Origin of the sequence: Streptomyces capitiformicae (genome assembly GCF_002214185.1) — a bacterium.
Classification (GTDB): domain Bacteria; phylum Actinomycetota; class Actinomycetes; order Streptomycetales; family Streptomycetaceae; genus Streptomyces; species Streptomyces capitiformicae.
Map to the genome: position 1 here is coordinate 7,961,673 of NZ_CP022161.1, position 15,717 is coordinate 7,977,389.

The 15,717-nt window shown below is 70.4% G+C and carries 11 protein-coding genes and 4 pseudogenes; 8 read left to right on the forward strand and 7 right to left on the reverse strand.

The annotated features are described in order from the left end of the window. The first annotated feature begins 140 nt into the window (after window positions 1-140). Window positions 141-2,108, forward strand: coding sequence for a sigma-70 family RNA polymerase sigma factor (locus CES90_RS35670; RefSeq protein WP_189781309.1), 1,968 nt, complete (start codon window positions 141-143; stop codon window positions 2,106-2,108). Window positions 2,109-2,288: 180 nt separating this feature from the next. On the opposite strand, the gene CES90_RS35675 is transcribed toward CES90_RS35670, so the two are convergent. Beyond that, window positions 2,289-2,924 carry an NADPH-dependent FMN reductase gene (locus CES90_RS35675; RefSeq protein ID WP_189781310.1) on the reverse strand — a complete coding sequence of 212 codons (636 nt, stop codon included), beginning with the start codon at window positions 2,922-2,924 and terminating at the stop codon, window positions 2,289-2,291. Between the two features lie 299 nt (window positions 2,925-3,223). Here CES90_RS35675 and CES90_RS35680 point away from each other — a divergent pair, with 299 nt between their 5' ends. After that, on the forward strand, window positions 3,224-3,829 hold the full coding sequence (locus CES90_RS35680) for a hypothetical protein (protein ID WP_189781311.1): 606 nt from the start codon (window positions 3,224-3,226) through the stop codon (window positions 3,827-3,829). Between the two features lie 131 nt (window positions 3,830-3,960). Beyond that, window positions 3,961-4,584: a class F sortase gene (locus CES90_RS35685; RefSeq protein WP_189781312.1), complete on the forward strand. Its 624-nt coding sequence runs from the start codon at window positions 3,961-3,963 to the stop codon at window positions 4,582-4,584. A 7-nt stretch (window positions 4,585-4,591) separates the two neighbouring features. On the opposite strand, the pseudogene CES90_RS35690 reads toward CES90_RS35685, so the two are convergent. Together CES90_RS35690 and CES90_RS52130 are read right to left on the reverse strand one after the other, a co-directional pair. Then, window positions 4,592-5,184, reverse strand: a pseudogene (locus CES90_RS35690) (sulfite exporter TauE/SafE family protein). Window positions 5,185-5,188: 4 nt separating this feature from the next. Beyond that, window positions 5,189-5,410 (reverse strand): hypothetical protein, encoded by a 222-nt coding sequence (locus CES90_RS52130; protein WP_373313276.1) that lies wholly within the window; start codon window positions 5,408-5,410, stop codon window positions 5,189-5,191. Window positions 5,411-5,768: 358 nt separating this feature from the next. Between CES90_RS52130 and CES90_RS35695 the strand changes: the two genes are divergently transcribed. The 3 genes from CES90_RS35695 to nirD are packed head-to-tail and all read left to right on the forward strand — an operon-like array spanning window position 5,769 to window position 9,958. Then, the gene (locus tag CES90_RS35695; RefSeq protein WP_189781313.1) at window positions 5,769-6,986 is read left to right on the forward strand and encodes an NAD(P)/FAD-dependent oxidoreductase; all 1,218 of its coding nucleotides are present in this window, start codon (window positions 5,769-5,771) and stop codon (window positions 6,984-6,986) included. After that, window positions 6,987-9,611, forward strand: a complete 2,625-nt coding sequence (nirB, locus tag CES90_RS35700) for a nitrite reductase large subunit NirB (RefSeq protein WP_189781314.1) — start codon at window positions 6,987-6,989, stop codon at window positions 9,609-9,611. Beyond that, window positions 9,608-9,958: a nitrite reductase small subunit NirD gene (nirD, locus tag CES90_RS35705; RefSeq protein ID WP_189781315.1), complete on the forward strand. Its 351-nt coding sequence runs from the start codon at window positions 9,608-9,610 to the stop codon at window positions 9,956-9,958. Before nirB ends, nirD begins: the two co-directional genes overlap by 4 nt. A 52-nt stretch (window positions 9,959-10,010) precedes the next feature. Here nirD and CES90_RS35710 read toward each other — a convergent pair whose 3' ends face one another. Further along, window positions 10,011-10,946: an oxidoreductase gene (locus tag CES90_RS35710; protein WP_189781316.1), complete on the reverse strand. Its 936-nt coding sequence runs from the start codon at window positions 10,944-10,946 to the stop codon at window positions 10,011-10,013. A 245-nt stretch (window positions 10,947-11,191) separates the two neighbouring features. After that, window positions 11,192-11,428, reverse strand: a pseudogene (locus CES90_RS35715) (protein kinase family protein); the annotation flags it as partial. Here CES90_RS35715 and CES90_RS50295 point away from each other — a divergent pair. Together CES90_RS50295 and CES90_RS35720 are read left to right on the forward strand one after the other, a co-directional pair. Continuing rightward, a pseudogene (locus tag CES90_RS50295) lies at window positions 11,423-11,512 on the forward strand (XRE family transcriptional regulator); the annotation flags it as partial. The pseudogenes CES90_RS35715 and CES90_RS50295 overlap by 6 nt on opposite strands. Before the next feature lie 2 nt (window positions 11,513-11,514). Next, window positions 11,515-11,985 carry an NUDIX domain-containing protein gene (locus CES90_RS35720; RefSeq protein ID WP_189781317.1) on the forward strand — a complete coding sequence of 157 codons (471 nt, stop codon included), beginning with the start codon at window positions 11,515-11,517 and terminating at the stop codon, window positions 11,983-11,985. Window positions 11,986-12,060: 75 nt separating this feature from the next. Here the strand turns inward: CES90_RS35720 and CES90_RS35725 are convergent. Beyond that, window positions 12,061-12,565, reverse strand: a pseudogene (locus tag CES90_RS35725) (IS701 family transposase); the annotation flags it as partial. Window positions 12,566-12,784: 219 nt separating this feature from the next. After that, window positions 12,785-15,532 (reverse strand): pyruvate, phosphate dikinase, encoded by a 2,748-nt coding sequence (gene ppdK / locus CES90_RS35730; protein WP_373313277.1) that lies wholly within the window; start codon window positions 15,530-15,532, stop codon window positions 12,785-12,787. Window positions 15,533-15,717 lie beyond the last annotated feature (185 nt).

A 15,717-nucleotide genomic window follows, 5' to 3' on the forward strand; every position in this document is an offset into this window, starting at 1 on the left:
CGGAGCACCTGGGTATTACGCGCCACTCACGTCAACTTCCGTGACGTGCGTCACTCTTTCGCGATTACTCTACGTGTTTATCATCCATGATTACAAAATCAACCTCGTCCCATTAGCAGGCGACTAGAGAGCGTTCCTCCATGACCGACGGTCACGCCACCGTGCCTGCCGTACCCGCTGCGCCCGTTGTTCCGGCTCAGGGGTCCGCGCCCGCGCCCAGTTCCCTGTCGGCGTCCGCGACCGCCGCCTACACCCGGATCTACGAGGAGCAGCATCCGCGCCTCGTCGCATACGCGCGCTCCCTCACCCGTAACGCCTGGACGGCCGAGGACCTGGTCGCCGAGGCGCACTTCCGTGTGTGGCGGCGGCTGTCGGCGGGGCACGAGATCGAGAACGTACCGGCGTATCTGATGACGACGGTCAAGCATCTCGCGGTCACGGTCGGGAGCGCGACGCGGGAGACTCCGCAGGATCCGACCGCCCCCGAGCGGGTCGAGCCCGGCGCCCACACGGACGATGCCGCCGACCCCGCCGAACAGGTGTCCTCGGTCGACCTGTTGGTGCGGGTGCTGGGCCAGCTGCCCGAGCGGTGGGTGCAGGCGCTGTGGCTCGCCGAGGCGGAGGGCCAGCCACTGGAGACGGTCGGACAGCGCATCGGCGCCAAGCAGGGCGCGACGGCGGTGCTGTTGCACCGGGCGCGTGAGGGCATGCGCCAGGCGTTCCTGCGCGAGCAGGAAGGGGCGCCGGTCGATCCGGCGTGCCAGGTGCGTTGGGGGCGCATGCCCGCGTACGTACGCGGTACCGCGACCCCGCGACAGTCCGAGCAACTGCTCAGCCATGTGGACGAGTGCGACGACTGCCGCGCCCGGCTCGCGGTCCTGATGCGCACGAACGACCGCCTTCCCGCGCTCGTGGGTCCGGCTCTGCTGGTGTTCGTCGTGGGTGGCGGAGGGGGCAAGCTTCTGCTGTCCCTCACCGCCGGGTCGGCCGGCACGGCCACGGCGTTGGGTGCGGCGAGTGGTAACGCCGGTGGTGGTCAGCTGCTGCACGCCGTACGGCAGGCCGCGAGCGGGGGTGCCAAGGTCAAGGCGCCCACCGCGGTGGGGGTCGGGGCGGCCGTCGCCACCGCCGCCATCGCGGCCGGCATCGCACTCGGTTCCCTCGACCCGGCCGCGGTTCCGCCGCAGCGCGTGCCGGTGGCCCAGGCCCCGGCGGCGCCACGACCGCCGGAGGTCCCCGCGACCGACGTGACCGAACGCCGGGACGCCAGGACGGACGTCGCGGCCGTGCCCGGGGAGGGGGACAGGGACGGTGAGTCGGGGCGGTCGGACACCGGATCCGTCACCTCCTCGGTCGGCGTCGGTGGTGACGACGGTGACACGTCCGTGGTCCAGGTGGAGGACGACGAGGATTCCGGCCGGCCGCCCGCCAAGGCCCCGGCGGACGATGACGACACGTCACCGCCGGACGAGACGACGCCGGGGGACGACACGCCGCCGGATGACAGCACGGGCCCGGACTCGGATGCGGAACCGGAGAAGCCGGCGGACGGTGGAGGCGGGGACGGCGGTACGGAAGGGGGCGGGGACGGCGGCAAGCCGGGGGAGGACATGCCGGATGAGCCGGACGCCCCGGACACGCCGGATGACCCGGAGACCCCGGACACGCCGGACACCCCCGATGAGCCGGACACCCCGGACACCCCGGACACCCCCGATGAGCCGGACACCCCGGACACCCCGGACACCCCCGATGAGCCGGAGACCCCGGATGAGCCGGAGACCCCGGATGAGCCGGACGCCCCGGACGCCCCAGGCACCCCCGATGAGCCGGACACCCCGGAGGCTCCTGGCACCCCGGACTCCCCCGGGACCGACACCCCGGGCCCGGACGACCCGGGCGCGGACGACCCGGGCACCGGTTACCCCGATGCCGATGAGCCTGGCGCGGACGACCCGGGCACCGGTTACCCCGATGCCGATGAGCCTGGCGCGGACGACCCGGGGGCTGAGACCCCCGATCCCGAAGCGCCGGACGCCGAGACGCCCACTCCCCCGGCACCGGAAGAGCCGGCGCCGGGGGACCCCGGGGGCGGTTGTGAGGGGTGAGTGCCTGAGCGCTCTGCTGGAAGTGCCTCGATAGGCCGTCGGTCGTCTCGGGCACCATCGTGGCTGGTCGCGCCCACGCGGCGGAGCCGCAATTCGATACAGCCCGGCGCCCCTATGGGGCGCGGTTGTCATGGCCCCATGGAAGAAGGCCTGCCTCGGCGTTGAGGCAGGCCTTCTTCCTCACCCCCCGTACGGCCGCTTCTCCTTCGCCTCCCGCAGTGCCCTCCCCCACCACGCCAGCTGATCCAGCATCACCTTCGCGGCGGTCGTCGGGGCGGACGGTTCCTTCAGGTGACCGGTGTCGTCGAAGGAGGTGTGGGCGTGGTGGAAGGAGACCGTGTCGCGGACGGTGGTGGCGTGGAGTTCGGCGAAGACCTGGCGCAGGTGCTCGACGGCGCGCAGGCCGCCCGAGAGGCCGCCGTAGGAGACGAGGGCGACCGGTTTGGCGCGCCACTCGTGGTAGTGCCAGTCGATGAGGTTCTTCAGGGCCGCGGGGTAGGAGTGGTTGTACTCGGGGGTCAGGACCACGAACGCTTCGGCGGTGGCCAGTTTCGGCGTGATCTCGGCCAGTTGTGCCGTGACCTCGGGTGTCGGGGCGAAGGTCGTCGGGAGGTCGAAGTCGGCGACGTCCACGACGTCCACCTCGAAGTCGTCGTGCGCGCGCACCCGGCCCAGCAACCACTCGGCGACCACCGGGCCGAAGCGGCCGGTGCGGTTGCTGCCGACGACCACCGTCACCCGAACGGGGGCGGAGGAGGTGGAAGCGGCGGAGGGGGCGGTGCGGACGTCTGTAGGGGTATCCGTAGCGGTCTTCATGGCGACCACCCTCCTACCTCAACTTTACTTGAGGTCAAGTCACCGCCAAGCACCCCGCCGAGGCCGGACCTCCACGCCCGATCACCCGTTCACACCCTCACGGCCCCCTCTTCCCGATCTCTTCCCCCGACACAGCCCTCACACGACCATGACCTGCCCAAACACCACCTTCCCCGCCTCCCGTCGACATCCTCCTGACACCCATTCACATCATTTCTGACGCTCCATCAGGAAGCGCTCCAGCACGTCTGCCACTTACCTCGGAAGGGCAAGGTGGACTCTCGGAGGAGCAAAGCACGATGCGACGTACCACCCCGCCGCCGGCCGGAACCGCGCTCGCCACCGCGGTGGCTCTCACCGGCGCCCTCACCGGAGCCGTCGCCGTCGCCGTCGCGACCCTCGTCGCCGCCGCCGCGCCGGCGCACGGCGGGGAGGACGCCGGACGGCTGGAGCTGTCCCCGGCGCAGGTCGTCCCCGGCGAGGAAGTCGCCGTCACCGCGGAGCCCTGCGGCGCGGACGGTTCCGCGACGGGGGACGCCAGCGCGGTGGGGGCCGGCACCTTTTCCATGGCACCGGACGCACTGGACGCACCGGACGCACAGGACTCCGGGCAGGGGAAGGCCGAGGGGCGGTTCGAGGTGCCGCCGAGTGCGCAGCCGGGGACGTACGAGATCGTCGCGACCTGTGCGGACGGTGACCGGCGGGTCGCCGGGGACCTCGTGGTCACCCTCGCCGGCACGCGTATGGCACCGGCGGCGCATCCGAGGGGCAGTGTGAAGACGGGGGTCGGTGGCGCGCTCGGCCCCGACCCCGTGCAGACCGCGGCGGGTGTGGTGGCCTTGGCCGTCGCCGCCGCGGGCGGTACCTGGCTCCTGCATCGCCGGGCGAGAGGCGACGGGATCTGACGGACACCCTCCGCTGTCCGTCCGCCGGTACCGCCGTCCCCCTCCCCTCCGGGTCCGACGCCCCTCGGCCCGGAGGGGAGGAACGGAGAGGAAGAGGGAGGAACCACCCTCGGGCGCGAAAGGAGGCCCGTGTGCGCCGCGTCGCCAACATCCTCATAGCGGGCGTCACCCTCGTCGCGCTCTGCCTTGGCGCGTGGCTGCTGCGCAACGGCATCGCGTCCCACCTGCCACCGCAGCCGTCCGCCGCGCAGGCCCACCGCGGCCGGCCCCCCACGCAGCCCCCCGCGCCGGCCCTTCCCCCGTCCCCGCCCGACCGAGTGCGTATCCCCGCCATCCGCGTGGACGCCCCCCTCATGGGCCTCGGCCTCACCCCCACCGGAAGCCTCGACGTGCCGCCCGCCGAGCGGAAGAACCTCGCCGGCTGGTACGAGTCCGGCACCACACCCGGTGAGAAGGGCACCGCGATCGTCGCCGGGCACGTCGACAACGCCGACGGCCCCGCCGTCTTCTACCGGCTCGGCGCGCTGGAGAGGGGCGCCCGTATCGAGGTGGAGCGGCGCGACGGCAGCCTCGCCCTCTTCACCGTGCACGCCGTCGAAATGTACGACGCCCACGCCTTCCCCGACGAGAAGGTGTACGGCGCCGCCGACCGGCCCGAGCTCCGCGTGATCACCTGCGGCGGCGGTTACACGAAGGGCACCGGCTACCGGGGCAACGTCGTCGTCTTCGCCCACCTCACGGGGAGCCGTCCCTAGGCCACCGTCACATCACGCCAGCCACTGCTCGTACGCCATCTTCGTCACCAGCGTGAACACCACCGTCAGCAGCACGACCCGGACGAATCCGCTGCCCTTCTTCAGGGCCGTGTGCGCGCCGACCGTCCCGCCGACGAGGTTGATAGACCGCCATCAGAGCGGCCAGTTGCCAGTACACCGTGCCCTTCCAGGCGAAGGTGGCGAGGGCGCCGGCGTTGGTACAGCAGTTGACGATCTTGGCGGTGGCGGAGGCGGTGACCAGGTCGAGGTGAAGGACGGCGGTCAGGGCCAGGACGAGGAAGGTTCCGGTGCCGGGGCCGATGAGGCCGTCGTAGAAGCCGATGCCGACCCCCGCGAGGCCGATCGCGGCGAGGACGCGGCGTGCGGAGACGGGGCCGGTGGCGGGGGCGGTGCCGAAGGAGGGGCGGAGATCACGAAGGCGCCGACGGCCAGCAACACCACCATGACCACCGGCTTCAGGATGTCCGTGCTCATTCCGGCGGCCACGAAGGCGCCGGCCGTCGAGCCGGCGAGGGCCGCCAGGCCGATCCGTACGGCGATCCGTACGTCGACCGGGGTGCGGCGCGCGTACTCCCCCACTGCCTCAAGGGCGTGGGAGGTGCCCCCATCGCCGCGCCGTCGTGCCGACGATCGCGACCGCCTGTTGACCGAGCGCGTACTGGGCGGCCGAGGCGCCGTTCGGCAGACCGAGGAGGAGCGCGAGGAGGAGCAGCAGCCCGCCGCCACCCACCACGGCGTCGATCCATCCGGCCGCGAGGGCGGCGAGGCACAGGACGACGACCATGGTCAGCGATATGTCGGGCATGATCGCGACCCTATGGGGCGAGGTAGGTGTGCCGTCCATCGACCTGAGGGATCTCTGAGGTTGCGGGCGGAGGCGGCGGCGAGGGCCCGGGCGTGAGTCCACGGCGTGAGCTATGACACCGGCGGCCCGGACGCCCCGGAGCGCGCGCCGCGGCCGTACGCCGTCCCCCGCCCTCCCGTATACGCCCGCGCGACCCTCGTATCACCAGGTCAGCGGCGCGTTCCCCGGCATCCTCACACCCCACCCCACCTCACCGGAAACCCCTCACACTCCCCTCGGGGCCGCGGGGAGGGCAGCGTTCCTCGTGGGAAACAGATGTGATGCGGTCGGGTAACACCGGCACCGCACGCTCAAGGACATGACCTCGAATGAGCGTGTGGTGGTGATCGGCTCCGGCCTCGCGGGTGTACGTCTCGCCCGGCGGCTCGGAGAGCTCGGCATGCCCGCCACGCTGATCGGCGAGGAGGAGCACGCACCGTACAACCGGGTGCTGCTCGCCGAGGTCCTGGCCGGGCGGTACGCCCCCGAGGTGATCGCGCTGCCCGCGCCGGCTGAGCTCACCCGGGGCCGGGTGGTCCGTATCGACCGCGAGATGCGAGCCGTACATCTCGCGGACGGCGCGGAGGTCGCATACGACAGGCTCGTGCTGGCGACCGGGTCGAACCCGGTGCTGCCGCCGCTGCGCGGTCTCTGGGACCCGGAGCGGCACGAGTTCCCCGACGGGGTGCACGCGTTCCGGACCATGGACGACTGTCTGGGCCTGTCGAAGGCGGTGCGGCCGGGTGTACGGGCCGTCGTGATCGGCGGTGGGCTCCTCGGGGTCTCCGCCTCCCGCGCACTCGCCCTGCGCGGCGCCCAGGTCGTCCTCGCCCAGCAGGGCGAACGGCTGATGGAGCGTCAACTCGACCCGTCCGCCTCGAAGTTGGTACGTCGACACCTCACCGACCTCGGCGTCGAGGTGCACACCGAGACCCGCGTACGTGCCGTCCGCAGCGTCGGCGGGGCCGTACGGTCGGTGTCGATGGCCGACGGGTACGCGCTCGACGCGGACCTCGTGGTCATCGCCTGCGGCGTCCACCCCAGGGCGGGTCTCGCCCAGGAGGCGGGTCTCGCGGTGCACAAGGGCGTCGTCGTCGACGAGGAGCTGCGCACCTCCGACCCGCGCATCCACGCGATCGGCGACTGCGCCCAGTTCGAGGGCAACGTCTACGGGCTCGCCACTCCGGCGCTCGAACAGGCCGACGTCCTCGCCGAGTTGCTGGCAGGCAACGCGGCCTCCCGCTACACCGGCACCCGCGCCCTGACCCGGCTGACGCTCGCCGGAGCGGACTTCCTCGATCTCGCCGCGTTCGGCGAGCCCGAGCCCCGGCCGGGTGACGACGTCGTCCAGCTCGCCGACGCCACCCGCGGCACCTACCGCAAGGTCGTCGTCCGTGACGACCGCCTGGTCGGCGGGGTGCTCGTCGGCGAACTCGGCACCGTGGGCGCGCTCGCCCGCGCCTGGGAGGGAGCAGAGCCGCTCCCCGCGAACGGCGCTCCCCTGCTCCACCTGCTCACCAACGATGGAGGCTCCTGAATGACCGCCACCCCGGGGGCCACCCCCACGATCGTGCTCGTCGGCCACGGCATGGTCGGCCAGCGCTTCCTCGAAGCGCTCGCCGAGCGCGGCCTGACCGCCACGCACCGCGTGGTCGTCCTCTGCGAGGAGCCGCGCCCGGCGTACGACCGCGTGGCGCTCACCTCGTACTTCTCGGGCAAGACGCCCGAGGACCTGTCGATGACCGACATGGCGTTCATCGAGCAGCACGGCATCGAGCTGTACGTCGGCGACCCTGCCGAGACCGTCGACCGCGAGACCAAGAAGGTCACCGCGCGCTCCGGTCAGGTCTTCGAGTACGACGTCCTCGTCCTCGCCACCGGCTCGTACCCCTTCGTGCCGCCGGTCCCGAACAAGGACGCCGAGGGCTGCTTCGTCTACCGCACGATCGAGGACCTGCTCGCGATCGAGGAGTACGCGAAGACCAGGGCCCAGGTGGGTGCCGTGGTCGGCGGCGGTCTGCTCGGACTCGAGGCGGCCGGTGCGCTCAAGGGCCTCGGACTCACCTCCCACATCGTGGAGTTCGCGCCCCGGCTGATGCCCGTGCAGGTGGACGAGGGCGGTGGCGCGGCCCTGCTGCGCACCATCGAGGACATGGGACTCAGCGTCCACACGGGCGTGGGCACCCAGGAGATCGTCGTCGGGGAGGACGGCGCGGTCACCGGGATGAAGCTGTCCGACGGCTCCGAACTGGCCACCGACATGGTGGTGTTCTCCGCCGGTGTCCGCCCCCGCGACCAGCTGGCCCGCGCCTGCGGCCTCACGGTCGGCGAGCGTGGCGGCATCACCGTCGACGAGCAGTGCCGGACCGTCTCCGACCCGCACGTCTTCGCGATCGGCGAGTGCGCGCTGGCCGCCGACGGCCGGGTGTACGGCCTGGTCGCCCCCGGTTACGAGCAGGCAGAGACGGTCGCCGCCACGATCGCGGCGGACGAGGCCGAGCAGTTGTCGTTCACGGGTGCCGACCTGTCCACGAAGCTGAAGCTCCTCGGCGTCGACGTGGCGTCCTTCGGTGACGCGCACGGCGCGACCCCCGACTGCCTGGACGTCGTCTACTCCGACTCCCGCTCGGGCCTGTACAAGAAGCTGGTCATCGGCCGGGACGGCACGCTGCTCGGCGGCATCCTGGTCGGCGACGCGGAGGCGTACGGCACGCTGAAGGCCTTCACCGGCTCGGTCCCGCCGGTCTCCCCCGAGTCGCTGGTGCTGCCCGCCGGCGCCGGGGAGTCCGCCCAGCTCGGCCCGACCGCGCTGCCGGACGACGCGATCATCTGCTCCTGCAACAACGTCCGCAAGGGCACGATCCGCGGCGCGGTCACCGAACACAAGTGCACCACCGTGCCCGAGGTGAAGAAGTGCACCAAGGCCGGTACGACCTGCGGCTCCTGCGTCAAGGTGCTCGGCCAGCTGGTCACCGCCGAGCTGGAGGCCAGCGGCGTCGAGGTCGACAAGGGCCTGTGCGCCTGCTTCTCGCAGACCCGCGAGGAGCTGTACGAGATCGTCCTCGCCCTGCGCATCAACAAGTACCAGGACCTGCTGGACCGTTACGGCCGTGAGGACGCCCGGGGCGGCGACGGCTGCGAGATCTGCAAGCCGGCCGTCGGCTCGATCATCGCCTCCCTCGCCCCGACGATCGGCGCCGACGGCTACGTCCTCGAAGGCGAGCAGGCGGCGCTCCAGGACACCAACGACCACTTCCTGGCCAACCTCCAGAAGAACGGCTCGTACTCGGTCGTCCCGCGCATCCCCGGCGGTGAGATCACCCCCGAGGGCCTGATCGTGATCGGTGAGATCGCCCGCGACTTCGGTCTCTACACGAAGATCACCGGCGGCCAGCGCATCGACATGTTCGGCGCGCGGGTGGAACAACTCCCGCTGATCTGGACGAGGTTGGTGGACGCCGGCTTCGAGTCGGGCCACGCGTACGGCAAGTCTCTCCGCACGGTGAAGTCCTGCGTCGGCCAGACCTGGTGCCGTTACGGCGTCCAGGACTCGGTCCGCATGGCGATCGACCTGGAGCTGCGCTACCGGGGCCTCAGGTCGCCGCACAAGCTCAAGTCGGCGGTCTCCGGGTGCGCCCGCGAGTGCGCGGAGGCCCAGTCGAAGGACTTCGGCGTCATCGCCACGTCCAACGGCTGGAACCTGTACGTCGGCGGCAACGGCGGCGCCACCCCGCGCCACGCCGACCTGCTGGCCCAGGACCTCACGGACGCCGAACTGATCAAGCTGATCGACCGGTTCCTGATGTTCTACATCCGGACGGCGGACCGTCTGGAGCGCACCTCGACCTGGCTGGAGCGGATCCCCGGCGGCCTGGATCACATACGGGACGTGGTCGTGGAGGACTCCCTCGGCATCTGCGAGGAGCTGGAGTCCCTGATGGCGGCGCACGTCGCGCACTACGCCGACGAGTGGGCCTCCACCATCAACGACCCCGAGAAGCTCGCCCGGTTCGTGTCCTTCGTCAACGCCCCGGACACCCCGGACCCGGTCGTCGGCTTCGTCCCCGAGCGCGACCAGATCAAGCCCGACCTGCCGCTGCTGTCCATCGGCCTGCGGCCCGCCGCCGCCGAAGAAGTCCTGGAAGGAAGCGCCCAGCGATGACCCTGGCCCCCGAGAAAACCGATGTGAAGATCCAGCTGCGGCTGGCGGACGGCTGGTTCACGGTCTGTGACCTGGCCGTACTGACCCCGGGCCGCGGCGTGGCCGCCCTGCTCCCCGACGGCAACCAGGCCGCGCTCTTCATGGACCGCGCGGGCAAGCTGTACGCCATCGACAACCGCGACCCCTTCGGCGGCGCCGCCGTCCTCTCCCGCGGCCTCACCGGCACCCACCAGGGCCGCCCGTTCGTGGCCTCCCCGCTCCTGAAGCAGCGCTTCGACCTGGAGAACGGGCAGTGCCTGGACGACGAGACGGTACGCATCACGGTCTACGAGGTGCGGGCGGCGTAGCTCATGCCGGAGGCGGGTCGCGCACGAGGGTGTGCGACCCGCCTCTCACGTTTCATGCCTTCAGCTGGTCGTACGTCACCCCGGTCAGCCGCTCCGACTCCTCCCAGAGGAGTTCGCCGGCCCGATCGTTGAGGGTCCAGGAGGCTCGGGGCGACTTGGCGGGGGAGCCGCGCCACATCATGATCGACGGGCCGATGAAGGCGTCCTGGCCGACGCCGGGTGCGGTGGCCGCGTACAGCGTGGGCAGGGCGCCGGCCTCGGCGGACTGGGCGAAGAACCGGTTGCCGATCCGCATGAACGCCTCCATGCCCTTGCGGCCCTCCGCGCTCGGACCCGAGGTCTGGAGGTTCGTCGCCGCGTAACCGGGGTGCGCGGCGGCCGCGACGACATCGGCGCCGATCGCGGCCAGCCGCCGGGCCAGCTCGTGCGTGAACAGCAGATTGGCCGTCTTGGAGCGGCCGTAGGCGAGCCAACGCCCGTAGTTCCGCTCGCTGTTGAGGTCGTCGATGTCGATGTTGGCCCTCATGTGCATACCGCTGGAGAGGGTCACCACCCGCGCGCCGGGGGTGGCAAGCAGCGTGGGCAGCAACAGCCCTGTGAGGGCGAAGTGCCCGAGATGGTTCGTCCCGAACTGCGTCTCGAAACCGTCCGCCGTCCGCCCCTCGGCCACGGCCATCACACCCGCGTTGTTGATCAGCAGATCGAGGCGGTCGTCGTGCGTACGGCCGTACGCCGCGGCGAACTCCCGTACGGAGTCCAGATCCCCGAGGTCGAGCCGTATCAACTCGACACTTCCGCCGGGGACTTCGGAGGTCATACGGTCCAGGGCGGCGGCACCCCGCTCCTCGCTCCGGCACGCGAGGACGACATGGGCGCCGCGGCGAGCGAGTTCACGGGCGGCGGCATAGCCGATGCCACTGTTGGCTCCCGTGACGACGGCCGTACGGCCGGTCTGTTCGGGGATGTCGTGCGCGTTCCAGCCGGACATGGACGGCTCCTTCCCGAAGCGGCGCGTTCAGGTTACGGCAGGGGTAGGGGCATGGGCATGGGGCGGCTGCGGGGGTGGGCGCCTTCGCATCTGCCGGTTTGGCCCCAGGTGCAGACGGAGCAGCCCCGCACTCGCCGCCGCCGCAACACTCTCGAAGTCCCACGCATGAGCGTCGTAGGGATTCCGCGCCGGACCACCCGGAATGCTGTCCAGGCTGAGGGGTGGTCCGGCTCTTTGTTCGGGAGTCAGCTCAGCGCCTTGCCCACTTCGTAGATGGTGGGCCGGTCCTCCGGGGCGTGGCTGAGCATCGCGTCGATCAACTCGCCCAGCTCACCAGGTGCCTTCACAGGGCGGCGCTTGCCGTTCGCCACGGCCTCCCTCTGGACCGGACGCGGAGCGTCGTCCGGGTACTCGACCGCCCGCCAGCCGGTGGCGGAGATGAGCAGGGACGCGCCGAGCGCGTAGACATCTGCTTCCGGCGTAGCGGAGAGGGCGGCATGTTCGACACCTACGCCAGTAGCTTCAACGCTGTGTGGGAGACCGCGACGCCGGTAACAGAAGGGTGACCATGTCACGGACCGAGTACTACGACGACCCAGCAGCACCGGAGCCGAACAGCTTGGTGGTCGCCGCGTCCGCCGTGGTTACCGACGACGAAGGGCGCGTGCTCCTTCAGCGCCGCCGAGACAACGATCTCTGGGCGCTACCTGGTGGCGGCATGGAGATGACCGACTCACTCCCGGGAACGGCCGTCCGCGAGGTGAAGGAGGAAACGGGGCTGGACGTAGAGGTCACCGGGCTCGTGGGCACGTATACCGACCCTCGCCACATCATCGCCTACTCGGACGGTGAGGTGCGCAGACAGTTCAACATCTGCTTCACCGCCCGCATGGTCGGCGGCCGACTCGCGATCTCGGACGAGTCCACGGAGCTGCGGTTCGTCCAGCCGCAAGAAATAGATCAACTGCCGATGCACCACACGCAACGGCTCCGGATCCGCCACTTCCTGGAGCACCGTGAGCGGCCCTATCTCGGCTGACCTCAGCTTGGAAAGCTGCGAGCATTTGCGGGTGTTCCGGCCGCTGACCTGGGCGAACGGCTGGGCTGCGGCCTCTTCGGGCTGGACCGCTTTGCTCGTGGTTCCCCGCTGTTCCGACGCCCACTCCTTGGGCAGGAACAGCCTCCATTGCAGCGGGCAGGAAGCGGTATCGGTCGCGGCGTGGACGCTGACCGCGACCTGACAGTTGGCCCGTTTGCCCAAGGCCCCGCAATACTGCGGGGCCACTCCGACCGACATCCGGCCGTCCTTCGGCACCGACACGTCGTCGATCTCCCAGGCCGTCGGCTCGATCAGCGGCAGCATGCGCTCAGCGAGCCGCCGTGGCACGGGCACCGGATCCCATTTCGACTGGTTCACGAACTGCTGCAGGTTCTGCTCGTTGCCGTCCGGCAGCCGCGCAGCCATGGCCTGGATGGACTTGCGGCGGCCGTACCAGCATCAGCCCCCGCAGATAGCAGTCACCCTTGGCCCGCTGGTCCTTGCACGGTACCGAGGCGAACACATCCGCCACGTATAACGCCAACGTCGCCCGAACACGGTTCACTTCATGTGCATCCACACAACCAACATGCTCCCGAACAGACCCGGCGGAAAGACCTAACGAAGTCCTATTCGCCGAGGTGGTCCAAGCGAGAAGGGCGGCACCCCCCGCACGGGGTGCCGCCCTCATTTTTCGTGATCCGGAACCGCCGCCCATCGGTGAGGGTCGGTCGGGGACAAGCGGCGGTTCCGGGGTTCGGGGGATGTCGTACGGCCTACCGGTGGCCGAACGTACGGGCTACCGGTGGTCGCTGCCCGCCGACTGCGAGGCCGCGCGGCCGGCCTCCAGGCGGGCCACCGGGATCCGGAAGGGCGAGCAGGAGACGTAGTCGAGACCGACCTCGTGGAAGAAGTGGACGGACTCGGGGTCGCCGCCGTGTTCGCCGCAGACGCCGAGCTTGAGGTCGGGGCGGGTGGCCCGGCCCGCGTCCGCCGCGAGCTTCACAAGGGAACCGACGCCGTCCTTGTCGATCGTCTCGAAGGGGCTGACGCCGAAGATGCCCCTCTCCAGGTACGCGGTGAAGAAGCTCGCCTCCACGTCGTCCCGCGAGAAGCCCCACACCGTCTGGGTCAGGTCGTTGGTGCCGAAGCTGAAGAACTCCGCCGCCTCCGCGATCTGGCCGGCGGTGAGCGCGGCTCGCGGCAACTCGATCATCGTGCCGATCGCCAGCTTGAGTTCCGTACCCGTCGCCGCCTCGACCTCCGCGACGACCTGGTCGGCCTCCTCGCGGACGATCTCCAGCTCCTGGACGGTACCGACGAGCGGGATCATGATCTCCGCGCGCGGGTCGCCCTTCGCGTTCTTCCGCTCGGCCGCCGCCTCCGCGATGGCGCGGACCTGCATGGTGAACAGGCCGGGGATGACCAGGCCGAGGCGTACGCCGCGCAGGCCGAGCATCGGGTTCTGCTCGTGCAGGCGGTGGACGGCCTGGAGCAGGCGGAGTTCGTTCTCGTGGGGTTCCTGGCGGGACTCCGCCAGGGCCACGCGGACCGAGAGTTCCGTGATGTCAGGCAGGAACTCGTGGAGCGGCGGGTCCAGGAGACGGATCGTCACCGGGAGGCCGTCCATCGCCGAGAACAGCTCCACGAAGTCCTGCTTCTGGAGGGGCAGGAGTTCCTTCAGGGACTCCTCGCGCTCGGCCTCCGTGTCCGCCAGGATCAGCCGCTCGACCAGTTCACGGCGGTCTCCGAGGAACATGTGCTCCGTACGGCACAGGCCGATGCCCTGGGCGCCGAAGCGACGGGCGCGCAGCGCGTCCTCGGCGTTGTCCGCGTTGGCCCGGACACGGAGACGGCGCTTCCGGTCCGCGAAGGCCATGATCCGGTGGACCGCCTCGACGAGTTCGTCGGCGTCGTGGGCGCCCGCGTGCATCCGGCCCTCGAAGTACTCCACCACGGGGGAGGGGACGACCGGGACCTCGCCCAGGTAGACCTTGCCGGTGGACCCGTCGATCGAGATCAGGTCGCCTTCCTCCACCACGTGTCCGCCGGGCACGGTCATCCGGCGGCGCTTGGTGTCGACCTCCAGCTCCTCGGCGCCGCAGACACAGGTCTTGCCCATGCCGCGCGCGACCACGGCCGCGTGGGAGGTCTTGCCGCCGCGCGAGGTCAGGATGCCCTCGGCGGCGATCATGCCGTCCAGGTCGTCGGGGTTCGTCTCACGGCGGACCAGGATGACCTTCTCGCCGGAACGCGACCACTTCACGGCCGTGTACGAGTCGAAGACCGCCTTGCCGACCGCCGCGCCCGGCGAGGCGGCGATGCCCCGGCCGACCTTCTCCACCTTGGCGTCCTCGTCGAAGCGCGGGAACATCAGCTGGGCGAGCTGGGCGCCCGTCACGCGCTGGAGCGCCTCGGCCTCGTCGATCAGGCCCTGGTCCACGAGCTGCGTGGCGATACGGAAGGCCGCGCCCGCCGTGCGCTTGCCGACGCGGGTCTGGAGCATCCACAGCTGGCCGCGCTCGATGGTGAACTCGATGTCGCAGAGATCCTTGTAGTGGTTCTCCAGCGTCTCCATGATCCGCATCAGCTGGTCGTACGACTTCTTGTCGATCGACTCCAGCTCGGCCAGGGGGACGGTGTTGCGGATGCCCGCGACCACGTCCTCGCCCTGGGCGTTCTGGAGGTAGTCGCCGTAGACGCCCTGGTGGCCGGAGGCGGGGTCGCGGGTGAAGGCGACGCCCGTGCCGGAGTCGGGGCCCAGGTTGCCGAAGACCATGGAGCAGACGTTGACCGCGGTGCCCAGATCGCCGGGGATGCGCTCCTGGCGGCGGTAGAGCTTGGCGCGGTCGCCGTTCCAGGAGTCGAAGACGGCCTTGATGGCGAGGTCCATCTGCTCGCGCGGGTCCTGCGGGAAGTCCCGGCCGGCCTCGGCCTTGACGATCTTCTTGTACTTGGTGACGAGTTTCTTGAGGTCGGCCGCTTCGAGGTCGGTGTCGACCGTGACCTTCTTGGCCGCCTTCGCCGCCTCCAGGGCCTCCTCGAAGAGGTCGCCGTCGACGCCGAGGACGGTCTTGCCGAACATCTGGATGAGCCGGCGGTAGGAGTCCCAGGCGAAGCGGTCGTCGCCCGCCTGGTCGGCGAGGCCCTTCACGGACTTGTCGGAGAGGCCGATGTTGAGGACGGTGTCCATCATGCCGGGCATCGAGAACTTCGCGCCGGAGCGGACCGAGACGAGGAGCGGGTTGTCGGCCTGACCGAGCTTCTTGCCCATCCGCTCTTCGAGGGCCACGAGGTGCGCGCTCACCTCGTCACGGAGTGCCGCGGGCTCCTCGCCGCTGTCGAGGTAGACCTGGCAGGCCTCGGTCGTGATGGTGAAGCCGGGCGGCACGGGCAGACCGAGGTTGGTCATCTCGGCGAGGTTCGCGCCCTTGCCGCCGAGGAGGTCCTTGAGATCCTTGTTGCCCTCGGTGAAGTCATAAACAAACTTCACGCCCTCAACACTCTGAGTTACGTGGCCTACGTGGGGATCTTTGTTTTCCGACACAGGTCCCAACTCCTTGAGGACGCGGTGGCTGCCCTGACGGCGAGGAACATACCCAGATCGAAGGCTCCTGGGTACGTCCACTTGTGCGTCATGCGCCTGTAACCACCCGTCCGCCAGCAGATCGAAAGTCAAAGCTTGGCAAGGAGTTGAACGGCGATGTGTTCACTTCTTGAAGGTGACGCCGC